This is a genomic window from Mordavella massiliensis, from assembly GCF_016901695.1.
GTDB classification, from domain to species: domain Bacteria; phylum Bacillota; class Clostridia; order Lachnospirales; family Lachnospiraceae; genus Claveliimonas; species Claveliimonas massiliensis_A.
The window spans coordinates 116,138-135,817 of record NZ_JACJKS010000004.1; the positions used below are offsets into that span (position 1 = coordinate 116,138).

Annotated in this window: 22 protein-coding genes; 14 read left to right on the top strand and 8 right to left on the bottom strand. The window is 52.9% G+C overall.

The features are described 5' to 3' along the window. Positions 1–12: 12 nt before the first annotated feature. Genes H6A20_RS04045 through H6A20_RS04055 form a run of 3 tightly spaced genes read right to left on the bottom strand, consistent with a single transcriptional unit; the run spans position 13 to position 1,903 of the window. Positions 13–837 (bottom strand): hypothetical protein, encoded by an 825-nt coding sequence (locus H6A20_RS04045; RefSeq protein ID WP_204905888.1) that lies wholly within the window; start codon positions 835–837, stop codon positions 13–15. Then, positions 831–1,532: an ABC transporter ATP-binding protein gene (locus H6A20_RS04050; protein ID WP_204905889.1), complete on the bottom strand. Its 702-nt coding sequence runs from the start codon at positions 1,530–1,532 to the stop codon at positions 831–833. Before H6A20_RS04050 ends, H6A20_RS04045 begins: the two co-directional genes overlap by 7 nt. Before the next feature lie 2 nt (positions 1,533–1,534). Continuing rightward, positions 1,535–1,903 (bottom strand): GntR family transcriptional regulator, encoded by a 369-nt coding sequence (locus H6A20_RS04055; RefSeq protein ID WP_204905890.1) that lies wholly within the window; start codon positions 1,901–1,903, stop codon positions 1,535–1,537. Between the two features lie 180 nt (positions 1,904–2,083). Between H6A20_RS04055 and H6A20_RS04060 the strand changes: the two genes are divergently transcribed. From H6A20_RS04060 to H6A20_RS04075, 4 genes are read left to right on the top strand one after another with little or no spacing between them, the layout of a single operon-like run. Further along, positions 2,084–2,641, top strand: coding sequence for a DNA-methyltransferase (locus H6A20_RS04060; RefSeq protein ID WP_243426118.1), 558 nt, complete (start codon positions 2,084–2,086; stop codon positions 2,639–2,641). Positions 2,642–2,695: 54 nt separating this feature from the next. Next, positions 2,696–2,938 (top strand): helix-turn-helix domain-containing protein, encoded by a 243-nt coding sequence (locus H6A20_RS04065; RefSeq protein ID WP_204905891.1) that lies wholly within the window; start codon positions 2,696–2,698, stop codon positions 2,936–2,938. Further along, on the top strand, positions 2,913–3,779 hold the full coding sequence (locus H6A20_RS04070; protein ID WP_243426119.1) for a TdeIII family type II restriction endonuclease: 867 nt from the start codon (positions 2,913–2,915) through the stop codon (positions 3,777–3,779). Before H6A20_RS04065 ends, H6A20_RS04070 begins: the two co-directional genes overlap by 26 nt. A 13-nt stretch (positions 3,780–3,792) precedes the next feature. Then, entirely contained in the window at positions 3,793–4,509 is a 717-nt protein-coding gene (locus H6A20_RS04075) for a DNA-methyltransferase (protein WP_204905893.1), read from the top strand. 19 nt (positions 4,510–4,528) lie between these two features. Here the strand turns inward: H6A20_RS04075 and H6A20_RS04080 are convergent, their stop codons facing one another. Together H6A20_RS04080 and H6A20_RS04085 are read right to left on the bottom strand one after the other, a co-directional pair. Beyond that, complete coding sequence (locus H6A20_RS04080; RefSeq protein ID WP_204905894.1) at positions 4,529–5,596, bottom strand: DNA adenine methylase; 1,068 nt, start codon at positions 5,594–5,596, stop codon at positions 4,529–4,531. 39 nt (positions 5,597–5,635) lie between these two features. After that, a complete protein-coding gene (locus H6A20_RS04085) occupies positions 5,636–6,541 on the bottom strand; it encodes a deoxyribonuclease IV (RefSeq protein ID WP_204905895.1) in 906 nt (301 codons plus the stop codon). 228 nt (positions 6,542–6,769) lie between these two features. Between H6A20_RS04085 and argS the strand changes: the two genes are divergently transcribed. Then, positions 6,770–8,536 carry an arginine--tRNA ligase gene (gene argS, locus H6A20_RS04090; protein WP_204905896.1) on the top strand — a complete coding sequence of 589 codons (1,767 nt, stop codon included), beginning with the start codon at positions 6,770–6,772 and terminating at the stop codon, positions 8,534–8,536. A 4-nt stretch (positions 8,537–8,540) separates the two neighbouring features. Beyond that, a complete protein-coding gene (locus H6A20_RS04095) occupies positions 8,541–9,731 on the top strand; it encodes an alanyl-tRNA editing protein (RefSeq protein ID WP_204905897.1) in 1,191 nt (396 codons plus the stop codon). 62 nt (positions 9,732–9,793) lie between these two features. Here the strand turns inward: H6A20_RS04095 and H6A20_RS04100 are convergent, their stop codons facing one another. Continuing rightward, a complete protein-coding gene (locus H6A20_RS04100) occupies positions 9,794–10,123 on the bottom strand; it encodes a hypothetical protein (protein ID WP_204905898.1) in 330 nt (109 codons plus the stop codon). Between the two features lie 4 nt (positions 10,124–10,127). Then, the gene (locus tag H6A20_RS04105; RefSeq protein WP_204905899.1) at positions 10,128–10,619 is read right to left on the bottom strand and encodes a prolyl-tRNA synthetase associated domain-containing protein; all 492 of its coding nucleotides are present in this window, start codon (positions 10,617–10,619) and stop codon (positions 10,128–10,130) included. Between the two features lie 199 nt (positions 10,620–10,818). Here H6A20_RS04105 and H6A20_RS04110 point away from each other — a divergent pair, with 199 nt between their 5' ends. The 5 genes from H6A20_RS04110 (at position 10,819) to tsf (ending at position 16,536) form a co-directional block, all read left to right on the top strand. After that, positions 10,819–11,811 (top strand): CPBP family intramembrane glutamic endopeptidase, encoded by a 993-nt coding sequence (locus tag H6A20_RS04110; protein ID WP_204905900.1) that lies wholly within the window; start codon positions 10,819–10,821, stop codon positions 11,809–11,811. A gap of 144 nt (positions 11,812–11,955) precedes the next feature. After that, positions 11,956–13,125 (top strand): C40 family peptidase, encoded by a 1,170-nt coding sequence (locus H6A20_RS04115; RefSeq protein WP_204905901.1) that lies wholly within the window; start codon positions 11,956–11,958, stop codon positions 13,123–13,125. Positions 13,126–13,310: 185 nt separating this feature from the next. Beyond that, a complete protein-coding gene (locus H6A20_RS04120) occupies positions 13,311–14,468 on the top strand; it encodes a C40 family peptidase (RefSeq protein WP_204905902.1) in 1,158 nt (385 codons plus the stop codon). Positions 14,469–14,769: 301 nt separating this feature from the next. Beyond that, positions 14,770–15,528 (top strand): 30S ribosomal protein S2, encoded by a 759-nt coding sequence (gene rpsB / locus H6A20_RS04125; protein ID WP_204905903.1) that lies wholly within the window; start codon positions 14,770–14,772, stop codon positions 15,526–15,528. Positions 15,529–15,615: 87 nt separating this feature from the next. After that, positions 15,616–16,536, top strand: a complete 921-nt coding sequence (gene tsf, locus H6A20_RS04130) for a translation elongation factor Ts (RefSeq protein ID WP_204905904.1) — start codon at positions 15,616–15,618, stop codon at positions 16,534–16,536. A 173-nt stretch (positions 16,537–16,709) separates the two neighbouring features. Here the strand turns inward: tsf and H6A20_RS04135 are convergent, their stop codons facing one another. Then, the gene (locus H6A20_RS04135) at positions 16,710–16,919 is read right to left on the bottom strand and encodes a hypothetical protein (RefSeq protein WP_204905905.1); all 210 of its coding nucleotides are present in this window, start codon (positions 16,917–16,919) and stop codon (positions 16,710–16,712) included. Positions 16,920–17,088: 169 nt separating this feature from the next. On the opposite strand from H6A20_RS04135, the gene H6A20_RS04140 reads away from it, so the two are divergent. The 3 genes from H6A20_RS04140 to H6A20_RS04150 all read left to right on the top strand — a co-directional run bounded on the left by H6A20_RS04140 (position 17,089) and on the right by H6A20_RS04150 (position 19,649). Continuing rightward, complete coding sequence (locus tag H6A20_RS04140; RefSeq protein WP_204905906.1) at positions 17,089–17,730, top strand: hypothetical protein; 642 nt, start codon at positions 17,089–17,091, stop codon at positions 17,728–17,730. Between the two features lie 12 nt (positions 17,731–17,742). After that, positions 17,743–18,624: a LysR family transcriptional regulator gene (locus H6A20_RS13870; RefSeq protein ID WP_204905907.1), complete on the top strand. Its 882-nt coding sequence runs from the start codon at positions 17,743–17,745 to the stop codon at positions 18,622–18,624. Between the two features lie 143 nt (positions 18,625–18,767). Then, positions 18,768–19,649 carry a YitT family protein gene (locus tag H6A20_RS04150; protein WP_204905908.1) on the top strand — a complete coding sequence of 294 codons (882 nt, stop codon included), beginning with the start codon at positions 18,768–18,770 and terminating at the stop codon, positions 19,647–19,649. Positions 19,650–19,680: the final 31 nt, after the last annotated feature.

Here is a 19,680-nt window from a genome sequence, read left to right on the forward strand (position 1 = left end):
TGTCTGCGTGTGTCAGGAAAGATTGATCCTTTTCTTCAGGATGAAGAAAGAGGCGATGTACAGGATGACGGCTGTTGCCACGGACAGGCCGAGGGTGGCGTTCAAAAGATCCGTCATATAGCCGGCAAAGCTGAAGGTCATGCTGTCGGGCGAAGCGTTGCTGACAGCCAGATTTTCACCCAGGACGCCAGTCATGCTCATGACGACCGTGCTCACGACGGACAGCACCACCGTGATGGCAAAGTAGGAGACGACCGCGCCCAGGACTTTGTGGCTGTTAAAGAGCTGCCCGAAGATGACGGAGGCCTCGATGGAGATCACGGAGCAGAATCCCCCGACGATGCTGACCAGGGTGAGGTGGGCCAGGAAGAGATTAAAGTCTCCCTGTCCGCCAAAGCCGAGCAGGCGGATGAACTCGTCCCAGTGGGCGCCGATGGTGTCCGTCAGGAGGGGGATCGACAGGAGGATCCAGGTGCTTACGAAGATCAGAAACATGTCGATGACAGCCCAGATACCGCCGGAGAGCGTCTTGGCCAGCAGATGCATCCCCCTTGTCACCGGCAGGGTGTTGGTCAGGTATCCCTCGTCGGAGAAGAGGTTCTTGTAAAACCGGACGGCGATGACAATATAAGTCCCGTAGGAGACGCCGACGAATACGATGATGAAAAGAACAAACGTCAGCGTCAGAAGGAGTTCATTGACCCCTTCCATCTCAAAATCCAGCCTTCCTGTGATGAAGACGCGCCCGAACACGGAGGCTGCCACGAGAAAGAGATGGATGATGAGCAGAAATTTTGTCGTGGATTTTAAGTCGTATTTGATCAGTTTCCCTAACATCTGAATACCTCCCTGAATAAAGCGTCAACGGATTTGCCCTTGTCTGTCCGGATCTCGTCTACCGTGGCGTTGAGCACGACCTGCCCCTGCCGCAGGAAGAGGACCCGGTCCAGGATGTTCTCGATATCCGTGATGAGGTGGGTGGACAGAAGGATCGTGGCGTCCTCCCTGTAGTTGGTGAGGATGGTGCGCAGGATGTAGTCCCTGGCCGCCGGGTCCACGCCGCCGATGGGCTCGTCGAGGATGTAGAGGCGGGCGTCCCTGCTCATGACAAGGGCCAGTTGTACTTTCTCCTTTGTGCCCTTGGAGAGGGCGCGCATCCTCTCGTTCACGTTGATCTCCAGATCCTGCATCATCCGGCCGGCCTTGTCGGCGCTGAAATCATCATAAAAGTCAGAAAAGTAGGAGATGACATCCCGGATCTTCATGGCCGGGTCCAGGTAGGTGCGCTCCGGCAGATAGGAGACGATCTTTTTTGTCTCTACGCCCGGGCGCATCCCGTCTACGAGCACCTCTCCCTCTGTTGGAATGAGAAGATCGTTGATGAGCTTGATGAGCGTTGTCTTGCCGCTTCCGTTTGGCCCGAGAAGCCCCACGATCTGGCCCGGTTCCAGGGACAGGTTGAGGTTGGCGAGGGCGTAGTACGCGGCGTTGTATTTTTTGGAGAGACCTTTGCATTCGAGTATAGGCTTCATAGTTATTGTTCCTCCTTTACAGCTTCTTCGATGAGGGCGAGGGTCTCCTCGTCCCGGAAGCCGAGACTTCTCATTTTTTCAAAAAAATCATGGATGTGGCGGGAAGCCTGTTCCTTCTTCATCTCCCTGAGCATCTGTTCATCCTCCGTGATAAAGCGGCCGCTTGTGCGCTGGGCGTACACAAGTCCGCTGCGCTCCAGTTCGGAGAGCGCCTTCTGAATGGTGTTCGGGTTGACGGCGGCCTCTACGGCCAGGTCCCGCACGGAGGGGAGCTTGTCTCCGGGGCTGTACACTCCGGATATGATGTCCTGCTGGATCCTCTCCATGAGCTGCAGGTAGATGGGGCGGTCGTTATCTAAGTCCCATGGCATGAAATTCACCTCTCTTAGGCAGGCGTGTGCCTGCACGAATGTACTATCTATGTAATACAATAATACATTTGAGGGAAAATGTCAAGAAAATAGAATAAACTGAAAAATGTTGTTTATATTCCGTTGTAATGACTTGTAAAAAGAATATAATATAATCACTTTGCTGGAGAAAGGAAATAATTGATCTCATTACATCCCCGTATTTATAAACTCTTTAATGAGGATTGCAGAGAAGTAATGTTACGCTTCCCTCCTCATTCTATTGATCTCATTTTGGCTGATCCGCCATATAACATTTCACAATATTCAAGCGGTAATATTTTGCGAGTAGGGAAGAGTATGTTGAATAATGATATTGCTGAGTGGGATAAAGTTATAATAAAGCCAGCGGAGTATCTTGACGTTTTCAAGCGATTAATTAAACCAACAGGTAATATCATTATTTTTTCGGGATATAATCAGATTGGCGAATGTCCTATATGTTCATACCCGGAACGTCTGAAAAATCCGTATCACCCTACACAAAAACCATTACAGCTTATAGAACATTTTGTGAAAATAGCATCTAATCCCGGATCGATAGTATTTGATCCATTTATGGGAGTCGGCTCTACGGGAGTTGCTGCCGTAAAGAACGGCAGGCGGTTTATAGGATGCGATATTAATAAAGCCTATGTTCTGGCATCGCAGGAGCGGATGGAGTCAATTATAAATGTTGCTCATAAACCGTTGCCTTAAAAACAAATCGGAACGTAAAATGAATGCATAATACCTAGAGAAACGAGGTCTCAAATGTTAGCTAAAGAATTGGGAGAAAGGATCAAAGAATTAAGAAAAAAGACAGGATTAAGCCAAGAGAAATTTGCACTTAAAATTGATATGGATCGGACATATTTTGCTACGGTTGAATCTGGGAAAAGGAATATTTCTCTGCAAAATATCGAAAAGATTGCGAAAGGACTAGATGTATCGCTGGCAGAACTGTTTGAAGGATTGGGAGAATGCTATGATGACGGAAACAGAACGGAAGATTAAGGAAATAGTATTTGATGAATTTGGGAAGCTGATCAAGAATATCGAAGGTGACTTTGGAAAAAATTACATAAAGAAAAGATATAATTTTTTGCTTAGTCAATTGGATGAGACAATTACAGCTAATATGGTCTTTGTGAGCAGCTTTGAATCAAAAAGCGGATATGCAATTGAGGCTTGTGCCAAACGGATTGCCAGACTTCGGTTTGGCGAGGAGAATGTTCCCAATATTGTTAATCCGCGTAACATAGAACATGATTTGAAACCTGCGTCAATAAATGGTCAGGTACTGGTTACAGATATAGACACTGATAATGGAGACTTGCGTGGAAAAATATCTTCTTTTAGGGCGAACCATGTTGCATCTGGGAAAGGCGGCGCAAGAGTCAAAAGCGGAGTGACACAGGAAAGTATAAAAGATCTTATCCCGCTTGCCCAGAAATACAGAACATCTCATTACCATACCAAGCCTGTCGATCTGGCGTTTTTCGACGGTAAAGACTGGATTGTGATGGAACTTAAAGCGGGCGGAGATCTGGATAGTTCCAATGCTCCCTCTAATGTGGAAAAGCTGCTGACTATATATGCAGGACTGAATATACCCAATTCAAAAGCTTATTTTGCAACTCTGTATAATAAAAACGGTGAAGGAAATACGTGGACAGGGGCTGTAAAAAAACATATGGCATACCCCGAGATGTTTTTAATAGGGAAGAAATTTTGGGAGACAATTTTACCTGCTGGTATTACATATGAAGCATTTGCTGAAATATATAAAGAAGCATTACAAGAGTTGGATTTAAATATGCATATAAAAGAAATGATAGAAAGAGCAGTTGAATAAAGGTAATTTTAGGATGACAGACATGATTTTAAAACAAACAGATTGCCGTTCATACATGAGAGAACTTCCGGACCATTCTGTTGATCTGATCTTGACAGATCCGCCCTACAACATTGCAAAATACTCAACGGGTAACATCCTGCTACCGGGAAGAAGTGCTGTGAATAATGATCTTGGTGAGTGGGATTTGCAAGAACTGGATCCTTTTGATTTTGTGGGAGAATTTAAAAGAATACTGAAGCCGGACGGAAATGTTTTCATTTTCACGAGTTATAATCTGATAGGGAGATGGCATGAGGCGTTTGATCCGGAATATGATACCTTTCAATTTTTTATATGGCATAAAACGAATCCCATGCCAAAAATATATAAGAACGGTTTTCTCAATAGCTGTGAAATGATCGTGTGCCTCTGGAATAAAGGTCATAAATGGAATTTCACCAGGCAGAATGAAATGCATAATTATTTTGAATGTTCAATATGTATGGGGAAAGAACGTTTGAAAAACCCAAAGCATCCCTCTCAAAAACCGTTAAAACTTTTGAAGCATTTGATTAATATAGCAAGCAATGAAGGTGATACGGTTTTTGATCCGTTTATGGGAGTCGGATCTACGGGGGTAGCGGCAATTCATCTGGAAAGAAATTTTATAGGTTGTGAGATTGATCCGGTGTTTTTTGATGCAGCAGAAATCCGCATTCATGAAGAAAAGGAGCGTTCCGCAAAGTGATGCGGAAGACGCTCCTTTTCTATATACATTTGTAATTGGTTATGATTAGATGTTCGGCTTTCTGGTCATTTCTGTTCATAAAGCTTACAAGATATTTTTTGTCAAAACTATCAATATAGAACTTGTCTTTATACAAATTGTAAATAAAGTCTGTATTTTTGATGATTAGTAAAAACATGGCTTTTGTATGCGTTAGAAAACGCCATAACCGTTCCTGATCATACCGATCAAATTTGTTCTGTGAATATGTAGAGAACTCGCTGTCATAGGGCGGATCAAGAAAGAGAAAATCTTCTTTTGTTACTTGCAGATGGCTTAGGAAAATTTCAAAATCTTCACAGTATATATCTGCATTTGCCAGCTTTTCTGCTACTTCATCAGAAAGCAGATAGTTGACTTTCCTTGTGAAATCTTTACGGTTATAAGAGATGCCACCATAGGGGACGTTGAACTCTCCTTTTGCATTGTAGCGAAACATGGAAGAGTAGCAGTATTCTCTGATGAAAAAGAATACGGCGGCGTTGTGTCCATGGCTTAAACTAGACGGATGGTTCAAAAGATATCTTATAAACATATAGTATGACGATTTCAATGAGGCCTCTATGTTGTCCAGACGATCAGAATCTGGAATGCCTCCGTTTTCCAGTTCCAGTTTGCTTGACCGTTTTATCTTGCTGCTTAAGTTCTTTTTTAACTCCTGGAGAAAAATGGCATTATACTTATCTCCAAAGCCAGAGAAGAAATCTGCGTACGTATGTATAAAAGTATCTACAGATATTTTCCCGTGATAAAGATCCAAAATGACAGATGAGTGATGGTCTACAAAGTCTCCGAGAAGAGAAAAATCGCAGATTTCCTGATGGAGATAATGTTTCAAATCCGCGTTTCTGGTTTTGATACAATTGTAGAGATTAATCAGTTCCTTTGATTTATCATTGATACAACAGTGCCTTGCAGATGTGTCGAAAAAAACGGCACCACCACCCACAAAAGGTTCTATAAATCTCCCTGTATAGGAGGGTGTATATTTTCTGATAACAGGAAGTTCTTTTTCTTTGCCGCCAGGCCATTTCAGTACTGTTTTCAAAGCTATGCTTCCTTTCAGTTTAGACTGTACTAAAGTATATCATGGATGTTGCTTAAAAACAACATTTTTTAGGAGGTTTGGATCGAAGACGCCCCGCCGGAGCATCTCAATCTCATATTTGTAGGGGGGAAGGGATTTCTTTGGTTGATCCGGCAGCGGGACGTACGGCGTCTCCAGTATCTTCGGGACATCCTCGAAATCCGGGTGGTGTACGATGTAGTTCAGGGCGTCGAAACCGATCTGCCCGAAGCCGATGTTGGCGTGCCGGTCCTTGGCGGCGCCGGCGGCGTTTTTGCTGTCGTTGATGTGGAAGACCGCGATCTGATCCCTGCCGATGAGCCGGTCAAACGCATCCATGACGCCGTCGAAGTCGTGGATGATGTCGTAGCCACTGTCGCTTGTGTGGCAGGTGTCAAAGCAGACCCGCAGCTTGTCATTGTGCGTGACGCCGTCGTAGATCCGTGCCAGTTCCTCGAAGCTGCGGCCGATCTCGGAACCTTTTCCCGCCATAGTCTCCAGGGCGATGCATACCGGCGTTTCCGCTGTGAGGATGCGGTTCAGTCCGGCCGTGATCTGCCGGATCCCCGCCTCCACCCCGGCCCCCACGTGGGCGCCCGGGTGGAGGATGAGAAGACGGCTTTTGCAGGCGGCCGCGCGCTCCAGCTCCAGCGCCAGGAAGCGCTCCGCCAGCTCGTAAGTCTCCGGTTTTACCGTGTTGGCCAGGTTGATGATATAGGGGGCGTGTACGATGATCTCGCCGATCCCGTGCCGGCGCATGTAGTCCCATGCCGGTTCGATATTCAGGTCACAGATCTCTTTTCTTTTTGTATTCTGGGGCGCGCCGGTATAGAACATGAACGTATCCGCGCCGTAGGAGACAGCCTCCCTGGCGGAGCCAAGAAGCATGTCCTTTCCGCTCATTCCCACATGGGAGCCAAGTTTCATAGGATAGACCTCGTTTCTTTTGATGTAGTATTGCAGTCATTGCGTGCATTTGGGTTGCATAAATGCGACCTGCGTGCTATGATGATTTTACATCAAAATTCCGGAAAATTCTATTCTTTCTTTTTATCAGGCCGCGGCACCCGGAAGAAAAACGGCTTGAGGGAAAGGCCGGCGTGTGTTAGACTAAATAAATGATGTCAGTGTGAAACGGAATGGAGGAAAAGATATATGAAACAGCTGATCGATCTGCTCACAGAGGAAATGAAGGCAGCATTCGAGGCGGCCGGCTACGACAGCTCCTACGCCAGGGTGACCCTGTCCAACAGGCCGGATCTGTGCGAGTACCAGTGCAACGGGGCGATGGCGGGAGCCAGAACATATAAGAAGGCGCCGCTTCAGATCGCCCAGGACGTGGTGTCACGGATCGGGCAGGGAGGATGCATCCTCTCGGCAGAGGCGGTGAAACCAGGCTTTATCAATATAAAACTGGACGATGCATATATAGCAGAGTATTTAAATAACATGGGAGAGGACACGCGCCTCGGACTGGAGGAGACGGAGGATCCCCGGACCATCCTGATCGATTACGGCGGACCGAACGTGGCGAAGCCTCTTCACGTCGGGCATCTGCGCTCCGCCATCATCGGCGAGAGCGTCAAGCGGATCTGCCGCCGGATGGGGCACAGGGTGCTGGGCGACATCCATATGGGAGACTGGGGGTATCAGATGGGGCTCATTATCACAGAGCTTAAGAAGCGTCAGCCGGATCTTCCCTATTTTGACGACTCCTATGAAGGAGAGTATCCAGAGGAGGCGCCCTTTACTATCGGCGAGCTGGAGGAGATCTATCCGACGGCCAGTGCCTACGCCAAGGAGCATGAGGACTACCGGGAGGAAGCGCTGCATGCCACCTATCTTCTGCAGAACGGGCACAGGGGCTACACGGCTGTCTGGAACCATATCATGCGCGTGTCTGTGGCGGATCTGAAGAAGAACTACAGCAACCTGAACGTGGAGTTTGATCTCTGGAAAGGGGAATCGGACGCGCAGGCCTACATCCCCGGCATGATCGAGAGGATGAAAAGAGAAGGCTTTGCCCGGGTGGACGACGGCGCCCTTGTCATTGATGTAAAAGAGGACAGCGACACGAAGGAGATGCCGCCCTGCATGATCCAGAAGTCTGACGGGGCTTCCCTCTACGGGACGACGGATCTGGCGACCCTGGTGCAGCGGGAGGAGGATTACCATCCGGATCATGTGATCTACGTGGTGGACAAGCGGCAGGAACTCCACTTTACCCAGGTGTTCCGGGCTGCCAAGAAGACCGGGATCGTACCGGAGAAGACGAAGCTTTCCTTCCTGGGCTTCGGCACCATGAACGGAAAGGACGGCAAGCCCTTTAAGACAAGAGAGGGCGGCGTCATGCGGCTGGAGAACCTGATCGCGGAGATCAATGAGGAAATGTACAAGAAGATCACGGACAACCGCACCGTCAGTGAGGACGAGGCAAAGGAGACGGCGAAGACCGTGGGCATGTCCGCCATCAAATACGGGGATCTCTCCAACCAGGCGTCCAAGGACTATGTGTTCGATGTGGACCGGTTTACCTCCTTTGAGGGAAACACGGGGCCGTACATCCTCTATACGATCGTGCGCATCAAGTCTATCCTGAATAAATATACGGAGGCGGGCAATGCCCTGGAAGGCCTGCGGATCCGCGGAGCCCACAGCGGGGAGGAGAAGGCGCTGATGCTGGAAGCGGCCAAGTACAACAGCGTGATGGAAAACGCCTACGAGGAGCTGGCGCCCCACAAGATCTGCGCCTACATCTATGAGCTGGCAAACGCCTTCAACCGCTTCTACCATGAGACGAAGATCCTGGCAGAGGAAGATACGGATGTGCAGAAGAGTTACGTGGCGCTCCTTGTCCTGACAAAGCAGATCCTGGAGAGCTGCATTGATGTGCTGGGCTTTGAGGCGCCGGAGAGGATGTAAGGATATGGAATTTACCGGAAGCGGGAAAGAGACAGGCAAACTGTTTTATGAGGACAGCCACCTGCGGGAATTTGACGCGCAGGTGCTCTCCTGCACAGCGGATGGGGCCGCTTACCAGATCGTCCTGGATCAGACGGCTTTTTTCCCGGAGGGCGGCGGTCAGTACGCGGATACCGGCTATCTGGACGGTGTGCGGGTGCTGGACGTACATGAGAAAAACGGCGTGGTGCGCCATAAGACGGACGCCCCGCTTGAACCGGGATCCTGCGTGCACGGGCGCATCGACTGGGAGGAACGGTTTGAAAAGATGCAGCAGCATACCGGGGAGCATATCATCTCCGGCCTGGTGCACAGCCGCTTTGGATATAACAACGTGGGCTTCCACCTTGGGGCGGATTACTGCACCATGGATTTTGACGGCCCCATTTCCCCGGAGGAACTGCGCCGGATCGAGTGGGAGGCCAACCGGGCCGTGGCTGCGGACCTGGAGATCCGGGTGTCCTGCCCATCCAAAGCAGAGCTGGAGAAGCTGGAGTACCGGAGCAAGATCGAGATCGAGGGCCAGGTGCGTATCGTGACCGTGCCGGGCTATGATGTGTGCGCCTGCTGCGCGCCCCATGTGAAGCGGACCGGCGAGATCGGCCTGATCAAGCTCGTGAACCGGATGAACTACAAGGGCGGGGAGAGGATCACCATGCTCTGCGGGTTCCGCGCCCTGCGGGATTATGAGACAAAGCTGACGAATGCGAAGGAGATCGGCGCGCTGCTGTGCGAGAAGGAGGACCGGATCGCGGAGGCGGTCCGCCGGCAGAAAGAGGAGCTGGAGCGTCAGAAGTATGAAAACGGACGGCTTCTGCAGCAGATCCTTGCATACCGGGCGAAGGAGACGCCTGTCGCAGACCCGGTGACGGTTGCCTTTGCAGAGGATCTGACGGGAAGCGCGCCCCGGGAGTTCATGAACCTCCTCCTGGATCAGGGCGCGCCTGTGAGCGCCGTGTTCGCCGGAAGCGACGATGGCGGCTACCGGTATGTGATCGGGAGCAGGTCCCGTGACGTCCGTCCTCTCGGGAAAGAGCTGAATGCCAGGTTCCGGGGCCGGGGCGGCGGGAAGCCGGAGATGATCCAGGGAAGCCTGTCAGGGAAAATGGAAGAGATACGGGAGTGTCTGCAGAAGTTTGAGATGACAGACAAATAGATAAAAGCTGCGGGAATACAAACAGTTTGTTGTGTTCCCGCAGCTTTTTTACATTGGATTTTTTATTCATCTATAAACCGGACGCGGATCAGATTTTCGAACTGTGCAGGGTCTGTCTCCATGATCCCTCCGGAGTACGTGACTTCGACAAGCCTTCCGATGTCGGCCGCATCTGCATTAGGCAAAGCCCGGCTGCCAATTGCGTAGCGTCCCCCGCGATCTGTATCTGTGACAACGGCTCCCCCGCTGTCATAAATTTTTGTGATCCTTGCCTCAAACGTCTGCTCCTCTGCCCCGAACGGGGACTGCGTACCTAAAAACAGAAGAAGGAGGAAGAGGATCCCGACAAGAAGGAGCGTCCCGGTTTTCCCTCTCGGCCCGGTCCTGTTCATAGCGCTACAGCCGGATCTTGATCACGTCCACATCCAGATCCCAGAGGAACTTGTCCAGATCCTTGTAGGAGAGGAATACCGTGGCCGTGTTCTCAAGGGGATGGATGCCGAGGCTCTTGCAGCGCGTCAGGTCCTTGTCGATGAAGAACTCTACCGCGTGGTCCGCATCGTTCATGAGGCCGAAGGGGGATACGCTGCCCTGCTTGAGTCCCAGGTATTTCTCCAGGCGCTCCTCAGAGGCAAAGCTTAAATTGCCTGCGCCCAGCGTGCGGCTGAGGGCTTTGAGATCCACCGTCTTCCTCTCGTCGCAGGTGACGAGGAAGTGCCGCTTTCCTTTTGCGTCCCGCAGGAACAGGTTCTTGCACAGGGTTCCCTTCTGCGGCAGCCCGAGACGGTCCATGTCCTCCATTGTGTGGACGGGCTCGTGCTCCACGACTTCGTATTTAATGCCCAGCCTGTTCAGGGCATCGTAGACTCTCTGTTTCTGATCTTCCATGATATATAAGCTCCTTTCGTGGGATGTTTCTCTTATTATAGTGGGAAATGCCGGGAAAGTAAAGCAAAACGGCGGCGGTGCCGCGCGGATCATGTCAGGGAAAACGCGCTGGCGGGAGAGTTTATATTTTTTTAATTGCAAGTTTTGCGTTTCGGAAGTAGAATAAGAAAAGAATTTCCGAAAGAGAGGCTTTTTATATATGAACAATCCATGGGAAGACCAGCAGCATGGAGGCGGCAATGAAAACGGCCCTCTGCGCATGCCGGAAGGAATGCCGACCGGGCCGGCGGTCCCGCCTGCAAAAAGGCGGGGGATCTGGTATGCCTGGAAGCCGCTGGTCATCAAATATGTGGTCAGTATCGCGGTGAGCATGCTTGCGGTGATGGGCTACACGTTCTACTACATATCGAAGCACGCGGGAGAAATGGCGGCTGCCATGCGCAGCCAGCAGGACATGCTGGAGTTCTCCCTGTCCATCTCCGAGAAGATGCTGCAGTACACAACGCAGCTTGAGGGCCTTTCCGCCCTGATCGTCATCCCCATTATGCTGTATATGTTCCACGGGGACCGGATGTACGACAAGATGGCGGGCGTGGCCCAGAACCGGAAGGCCCCGCTTGTGAAGTACGCAGCGGTGATCGGGATCGCGGCCGCCATGTGCGTGGGGCTCAACAATCTGATCCTGATCTCGGATATGGCGTCCTACAGCGCGGCGTTTGAACAGACGTCCGAGTCATTGTACAGCGCGCCTTTTGCAATGCAGATCCTCTGCCTGGGCGTTCTCGTTCCCATCTGCGAGGAGCTTGTGTTCCGGGGGCTCATGTTCCGGCGGATGAGAGGTGAGATGAGCTTTCTGGGGGCGGCGTTCTACTCCAGCCTTGTCTTTGCCGTCCTGCACGGCAATATGGTGCAGATGCTGTACGCCTTCGCCACAGGCATGATGCTTGCCTATGTGTATGAAAAGTACGGGTCTGTCAGGGCGCCTGCCTCGGCCCACATCGTGATGAACCTGATCTCGGTGACAGCCACGCAGTTCGGGCTGTACGGCTGGCTGCTGGCAGATAAGCTGCGGATCGGTGCGGTCACGGTCGTGTGCGCGGCCTTTGCGGCCACCATGTTCCTGCTGATCCAGCGCATCGACGAGAAGCCGGCGGCGCCGGGCGGCACGGATGAGACAAATGGAGCGGCATAAAACGGGACGGACTTGTGAAAAGATTACGAATTTGTTAAAAAATGTTGCAAAATCATGACAGCGTCACTATAATGGTAGCTGTTGAGATTTATATATTTGTCAATCTGATAAAAGTAACTGACCGGAAAGGATGAAAGATACAGAATGAAGAGAGTTGGAAGAGCAGTTCTTGTGGCAGCGCTGACCAGTTCCATGCTGGCGACCCCGGTATTTGCCGCGCCTGAGACAGACAGTCTTGAGAGCGGTAAGGCGGCGGCCCAGCGGGAGGCAGACTCCCTGCAGGAGCAGTTGACGGAGCTGATCACAAAGGCGGGAGAGCTGGAGGCGGATCTGATCGAGACCGGGGAGAAGATCCTCGGTGCGCAGGAGGATCTGGAGAAGGCGCAGGAGAAGGCGGACGAGCAGTATGAGTCCATGAAGCTTCGGATCCGTTACATGTACGAGAACGGACAGACAGATGCGGTTGAGGCTCTGATCTCCTCCACGGACTTCTCTGATTTTATCAATAAAGCGGAGTACATCTCCAATGTGCATACGTATGACAGACAGCAGCTCAAAGCGCTGAAGGATACCGAGCAGGAGATCCAGGACCTGAAGACCACTCTCGAGGAGGAGCAGGACAGGCAGGAGGAGATGCAGGCCGCATACGAGGAACAGGAGGCGGAACTGAACGCGACTCTTATAGAAAAGCGGGCAGAGATCGCAGACTTTGACCAGCAGATCCAGGCGGCCGCAGAGGCTGCAGCACGGGCGGCACAGGCCCAGGAGCAGCAGGCAGGCGGCGGTGAGGACGGCCAGGCGGCCCAGACAGGCGGCAACGGCGGCCAGACCCAGACGGGAGGAACCGCGTCCACGCCATCCGGCGGCACGTCCAACGGCGGCACATCTAATGGCGGAACGTCCAATGGCGGGACATCCGGCGGCTCTACCGGCGGCAGCACATCCGGCGGTTCCACAAACAGCGGGACATCCGCAGGCAACACATCTGTGGCGCAAACCATTGTGAACGCGGCCTATGGCCAGCTTGGCGTACCCTATGTGTACGGCGGTTCCACGCCGGGCGCAGGACTGGACTGTTCCGGACTTGTGCAGTACTGCCACAGCGTGGCCGGCATTTCCCTTCCCCGTACATCCTATGAGCAGGGCGGATGCGGCGTCGCAGTGAGCAATCCCCAGCCGGGCGATATCGTCTGCTACGGAAGCCATGTGGGCATCTACATCGGCGGCGGCCAGATGATCCACGCGCCCAAACCGGGAGATGTGGTGAAGGTTGCGGCTGTGTACGGTTCACCCTGGTACAGACGGTGCTGGTAAGCAACATGAAGATCAAAAGAGGTTATCTGAAAGAGGATAGCCTCTTTTTTTGCGGTAATTTTTGGAAATTGTTGAATTGAATGAAAAAATGTAGTAAGATGTATTTTGAATAAGTAGAATTCTGCGCCGTATCAGGCGGCGCGCAGGGATGAGGGTATAAATAATTTACAGACAGGTGGTAGGAAATGAAGAAAAAAGTTGTACAGGCATGCATCACAGCCATGCTGATCAGCGGAATGGCGGTCAGCCCTGTGTTTGCCACGCCGTCCGTGGATGATCTGCAGCAGGATAAGGCTGCGGCGGAGAATGAAGTGGCGTCGCTCCAGTCAGAGCTGACAACGATCCTCGACAAGATCAGTACGCTGGAGACGGATCTCGCGGCAAAGCAGGAAGAGATCGACAAGGCGAATATTGACCTGGAGGAAGCCATCGTGCAGCAGGATGCCCAGTACCAGGATATGAAGAAGCGCATCCAGTACATGTACGAGGCGGGCGCAGGCAATGAACTTAAGCTGCTCCTCTCGGCAGACAGCTTCTCGGATCTGGTGAACAAGGCGGAGTACATAAAAAATGTTCACGACTATGACCGGGAGAAGCAGGAAGAGTACGCGGCTACGACAAAGAAGATAGAAGATCTGTCACAGACCCTGCAGGAGGAAGCCGAGTCTATGACGCAGATGCAGAGCCAGCTTCAGGAAGACAAGTCCTCCTTAAGTTCCGTGATCGAGGGCAAGCAGTCCCAGATCGCGCAGCTGGATGCAGATATCCAGGAGGCGGTGGCGGCCCAGCAGGCTGAGGAGGAAGCCCGCAGGCAGGCCCAGGAGGCGGCAGCGGCGGCAGCGGCAGCGGAAATAGAGCAGGCGCAGCAACAGCAGGCCCAGCAGCAACAGCAGCCAAGCCAGCCTTCCGATAACGGGAATGGCGGCAGCGCAGGCGGCGGGAACAGCGGCTCCGGAAGCAGCGGCGGCGGAAGCAGCTCCATCGTGCCCCCGCAGGGACAGGACGGATGGGCGGTTGTCGCGTACGCGCGGCAGTTCCTCGGGAATCCCTACGTATACGGCGGCAACAGCCTGACGAACGGGATCGACTGCTCCGGCTTTACCCAGCAGATCTACGCGGCCTTCGGCGTCAGCATTGGAAGAACCGATTCAGCCCAGGCCTATGCGGGCGTGGAAGTTCCGCTCTCCCAGGCCCAGGCGGGCGATCTGCTCGTCTACTACGGACATGTGGGCATCTACAACGGAAGCGGCGGCATCATCCACGCGTCCTCCCCGGAGGTCGGGATCGTGGAGTGGGGCAACTGCCAGTACCGCGCGCTCCGCTGTGTGCGAAGGGTCCTGTAGGGACGGCGATACAGACGAAAACAGAACAGGGGATCCGCGCATCCGGCGCGGATCCTTTTTTGTGCTGGCGACGAGCCAAAGTCCGGGCTTGCCCGGGACCCTGGCGACCGCTTACAATCCGGGAAAACCGGGATAAAATGGAGGAAAATGCTTGCAACAGCGCGGCTTTTGTGATAAAATACGAACGTTGCAAAAAAACACGCATATGTCTGCCCGCACCGGTGCCTAAGCTTTTGGAAAAAAGACGGTCATGCGGGAAATGAAATGTGCGGAAGAAGAAAACCAAATGGAGGAAAGAAACATGAGTGTTATTTCAATGAAGCAGCTTTTAGAAGCAGGTGTTCACTTCGGACATCAGACAAGAAGATGGAACCCCAAGATGGCTCCCTACATCTACACGGAGAGAAACGGCATCTACATCATCGACCTGCAGAAATCCGTGGGCAAAGTAGATGAGGCTTACCAGGCAGTATCCGATATCGCGGCTGACGGCGGCACGATCCTGTTCGTGGGAACAAAGAAGCAGGCACAGGACGCCATCAAGACAGAGGCAGAGCGCTGCGGCATGTTCTATGTAAATGAGAGATGGCTCGGCGGTATGCTGACCAACTTCAAGACCATCAAGAGCCGTGTGGCACGCCTGAAAGAGATCGAGGCCATGGCTGAGGATGGAACATTTGATGTGCTTCCGAAGAAGGAAGTGATCAAGCTGAAGAAGGAGTGGGAGAAGCTCGAGAAGAACCTTGGCGGTATCAAGGAGATGAAGAGACTTCCGGACGCCATCTTTATTGTAGATCCGAAGAAGGAGAGAATCTGCGTGCAGGAGGCTCACACACTGGGAATCCCGCTCATCGGCATCGCTGATACAAACTGCGATCCGGAAGAGCTCGACTATGTGATCCCGGGCAACGACGATGCGATCCGCGCTGTAAAACTGATCGTCTCCACGATGGCAGACGCCGTGATCGAGGCAAACCAGGGCGCAGCAGAGTACACAGACGAGTACGCTGAGGGCGAAGAGGTGTACGAGGAGGAAGTGCAGGAGGACGTTGAGGCTTAATCCGCCTGCGGGACAGAAGTTTCATTACTGATATAGAACAATGACTCGGGACGGCCTGCGGGCCTCCCGGATATGGAGGAAATAAAAATGGCAGTTACAGCTGGTATGGTAAAAGAGTTAAGAGAGCTGACAGGCGCAGGTATGATGGACTGCAAGAAGGCCCTCAGCGAGACAGACGGAAATATGGATGCAGCGATCGAGTACCTGAGAAAGAACGGCGAGGCAAAAGCTGTTAAGAAGGCAGGCAGGATCGCAGCAGAAGGCCTTGTTATGGCTGAGGTGAAGGACGACAAGACAGCAGCTATCGTCGAGGTTAACTCCGAGACAGACTTCGTGGCAAAGAACGCTGAGTTCCAGAGCTTTGTAAAGGCTGTCACAGAGCAGGCCATGGCGACAGAGGCCAAAGATATGGACGCATTCATGGCAGAGGCATGGGTGGAGGATTCCTCCAAGACTGTGCATGAGGCCCTGACAGAGAAGATCGCTGTGATCGGCGAGAAGCTGAACATCAGAAGATTCGAGAAGATCGTGTCCGACGGATGCATCGTTGCCTACATCCACGGCGGCGGCCGCATCGGCGTGCTGGTTGAGGCGGATACGGACGTAGTGAACGACGAGATCCGCACATGCCTGAAGAACGTGGCTATGCAGGTTGCAGCCATGTCTCCGAAGTATGTATCCCGCGATGAGGTTTCCCAGGAGTTCATGGATCACGAGAAAGAGATCCTGCTGGCTCAGGCGAAGACAGAGAACCCGGATAAGCCGGAGAACATCATCGAGAAGATGATCATCGGACGTCTCAACAAGGAGATGAAGGAGATCTGCCTGTTAGACCAGGTGTACGTACAGGACAGCGATCTGACAGTTGCCAAGTACGTTGCCAAGGTTGCCAAGGAGAACAATGCGAACGTGACAGTGAAGAAGTTCGTTCGTTTTGAGACAGGCGAGGGCATCGAGAAGAAGGTTGACGACTTCGCAGCAGAAGTTGCAGCCCAGGCCGGGATGTAAGCGTTTAGCACAAGCGCGACAGATACAAAAAGAAGACCGTCGCAAGTTCACTTGCGGACGGTCTTTTTTTTGTATCTACCGTGCGACGCACGGATAGCGAGATGAAGCGAAGCGAAATCGAGCTAAGCGCTTGTGCGTGAAGCACGAGCTAAGCGCTTGTGCGCTGGTCCCTTCTATTCCTCCTCGTCAAGCCAGTATCCATCGTCAAACCGGTTGTACGTGTTGCCGCTGTTGTTTCCGCAGAAGAGTCCTCTCTTGATCGGGGAAATCAGGAATCCTTTTATGATCCCCAGCAGCAGGCAGCAGAGGATCACCAGGATCTTTTCCGCCGGCGTCCAGTCTCTCCCGAAGAAATCTTTGATGTTTTCCCAGATGTCTCTCATAATGTTTCCCTCCTGATCTGCCCGTTTTGTAAACGGATGTTTTCCTAATTATAGAATATCCGGAGAAAAAAGAAAAGGCTCTTATGCCGGCTAAGGTTGTACAAATCAGGAAAATCGTCTATACTTCTTATAGTATGGCGGTTCTGCCGCATGACGGGAGGAGACGGATATGGGATTTTGGGATGAGTTAAAGCAGTCTGTAAAAGAGGGGATGGAGAACGGCAAAAGGCTTGGAGAGATCGAGCTTAAGATAGAGAGGTCCGGGAGCACAGCCTGCCTGACGCCTGAGGAGCGGGCGTTTTATACAGAGCATGAAAAACGCACACCTGAGCAGTACCTGGCGCAGTATCAGGAAAAGCAGGCGCGCATAGCAGAGAAGGAGAGGATCCGTGCGCTGAAGCAGCAGGAGACCCAGTTCCACATCGGGGGACTGTATTTCAGGAGAGGCGGGAACGGGCTCTACTACTTCGGGGACTCGTTTGTGGAGAACGCCGCCTGCTGGAGGCTGGTCAGCTTTATATGGGGAGGCCCCCACTATGAGACGATCACAAAGACAACCGGCACGACCCGGCCGAAAGGGAAGCTCAGGGGAGCGATGCTGGGAGGCGCCATTGCCGGCTTTAGCGGCGCGTTCGTCGGGGCGGTAAATGGAATGGAGAGGCACACGGACCTGAAGACGACCGTGCAGCAGGTGGAGAAGGATACGGTCGCATATCTTGTCTTTGAGTCTGTGCGGACGGGGGAGAGAGTACAGAAGAAGATCTGGTGCAATACGAAGGTCGCCGGTCAGGTGGGGAAACTGATCGGCTAAGGAGGATCCGCTGTGAGCAGCATATGGAAGTATAAATACTTCGTGGATGTGATAGAGAACAGGAGCTTTACAAAGGCCGGGAACATCAACTACGTGTCCCAGACGGCCATCAGCCAGAACATCTCCTCCCTGGAGAAGATGGCGGGCGGCAAGCTCGTCAACCGGGGCAAGGGCGAGGTGGTGCCCACGGAGCTGGGACAGATCGTGTACCGCCGGGCGAAGCAGATGCTGGAGATCGAGGCGCGGATGGAGCGGGAGATCGAGCAGTTCCGGGACCGGGAAGTGACGTACATCGGGATCGACAGCGCCATCAACAAGAAGATGTGGATGACCTATGAGCAGGTCTACGATCCGAACTTCCTGCGGGTCGGGGAGAAGATGGAATGCTATAACCTGGACAATAAGATCGGCGGGAAAATGCTGAAAAACCATGAGCTGGATGTCTTTATCGGCTACGGGAACCAGTCTCTGGAGGAGGAGGCCGGTATAACATCGGAATATCTGACCGGCTCGCCTCTTGGCGTCTATGTGGGGAAGAATACCACGATCCCCTACGGGCCGCTCCGTCTGGATGACCTGCGGGGCCATCGCTGCTACATGGCCTCCTCCTACTGCTGCAGCGAGCAGGAGGAGGCCCGGAGCCGGCTGGAGGACGGGGAGGACGGCTGCCGGTTCATTGAGGTGAAGAATGTGGAGACCATGAAGCTCAAGGTGGAGTTCAACGACGCTTTTGCCTTTGTGGACAGCCGGTACTTCTGGTGCGGCGACGGGGAGATCCGGCCGCTGGCAGGCTATGAGAGGGAATGCGGGATCCGGCTGTATTATTCCCAGGCGTCGGAGAAGAAAAACGTCTATAAATTCATCAGGATACTGAAGGATAAAATGAAAGAGTGACAGCAGAAAAAGTTATGGCGCGCCCAACCGGGCGCGCCATAATTTTTTCTTATGCAGTTACGACTTTTTCTCGTTTGTGGAGGCACGGATCCTGCGGTAAGATGAGGGCAGATACTGACTGTTGGAAAGAGGGGATCTGAACCATGGAAAAGAAAGAGAAAAAAGTGCTGCGGGCGGCTGCCACGGTGGGGGCGGTCCTGGCCGGCAACGTGATCCTTGCCTTCGCCGTCACGGCGTTCATTGTGCCCCAGGGCATCATCATGGGAGGGGCCACCGGCGTGGGCCTGACGATCGCCCACTACCTGCCCTTTGACCTGTCGGCCATCGTGCTTGTGGTGAACGTGGCCCTGTTCGTGATGGGCGCGGCGGCCCTGGGAAAGAAGTTCGCGCTGACAACGCTTGTCAGCACATTTGCCTATCCCCTGATCCTCTCTGTTGTGCAGCGGATCCCGGCGGTGAGCACCCTGACGGACAACCGTATGCTGGCGTCAGTCTACGCGGCCATCCTTCTGGGGATCGGCGTGGGGATCATCGTCCGGGTGGGAGCCTCCACGGGCGGGACAGACATTCTGGCCCTTGTGCTCAACAAGTACCTGCACATTCCGGTGGCTGCGCTGCTCTACGGGGTGGACTTTGTCGTGCTGGGCTGCCAGCTTGCGTTCTCGGATATGGAGCAGGTGCTGTACGGCATCTTTACACTGATGGCGGAGATGCTCGTGCTGAACCGGGTGATGGTCATGGGCAAGTCCCAGATGCAGCTTTTCATCATCTCCGACGCCTATGAGGAGATCCGGCGCCGGATGCTGGAGAACCTGGACGCCGGCGTGACCATGGTGAACATCGAGACCGGGCTGGAGAAGGAGCGGAAGCAGGGCGTGCTCTGCGTGGTGCCGGACCGCAAGCTCTTCTCCGTGAAGGAGATGGTGCACAGCGTAGATCCCAAGGCCTTCATCACGATCTCCAAGATCAATGAAGTGCGGGGACGCGGATTCACCCTGGACCGCAGCTATAAAAGGGAGGCCTGAGAGGATAAGTTTTCCTTATCCCTGCATAGGT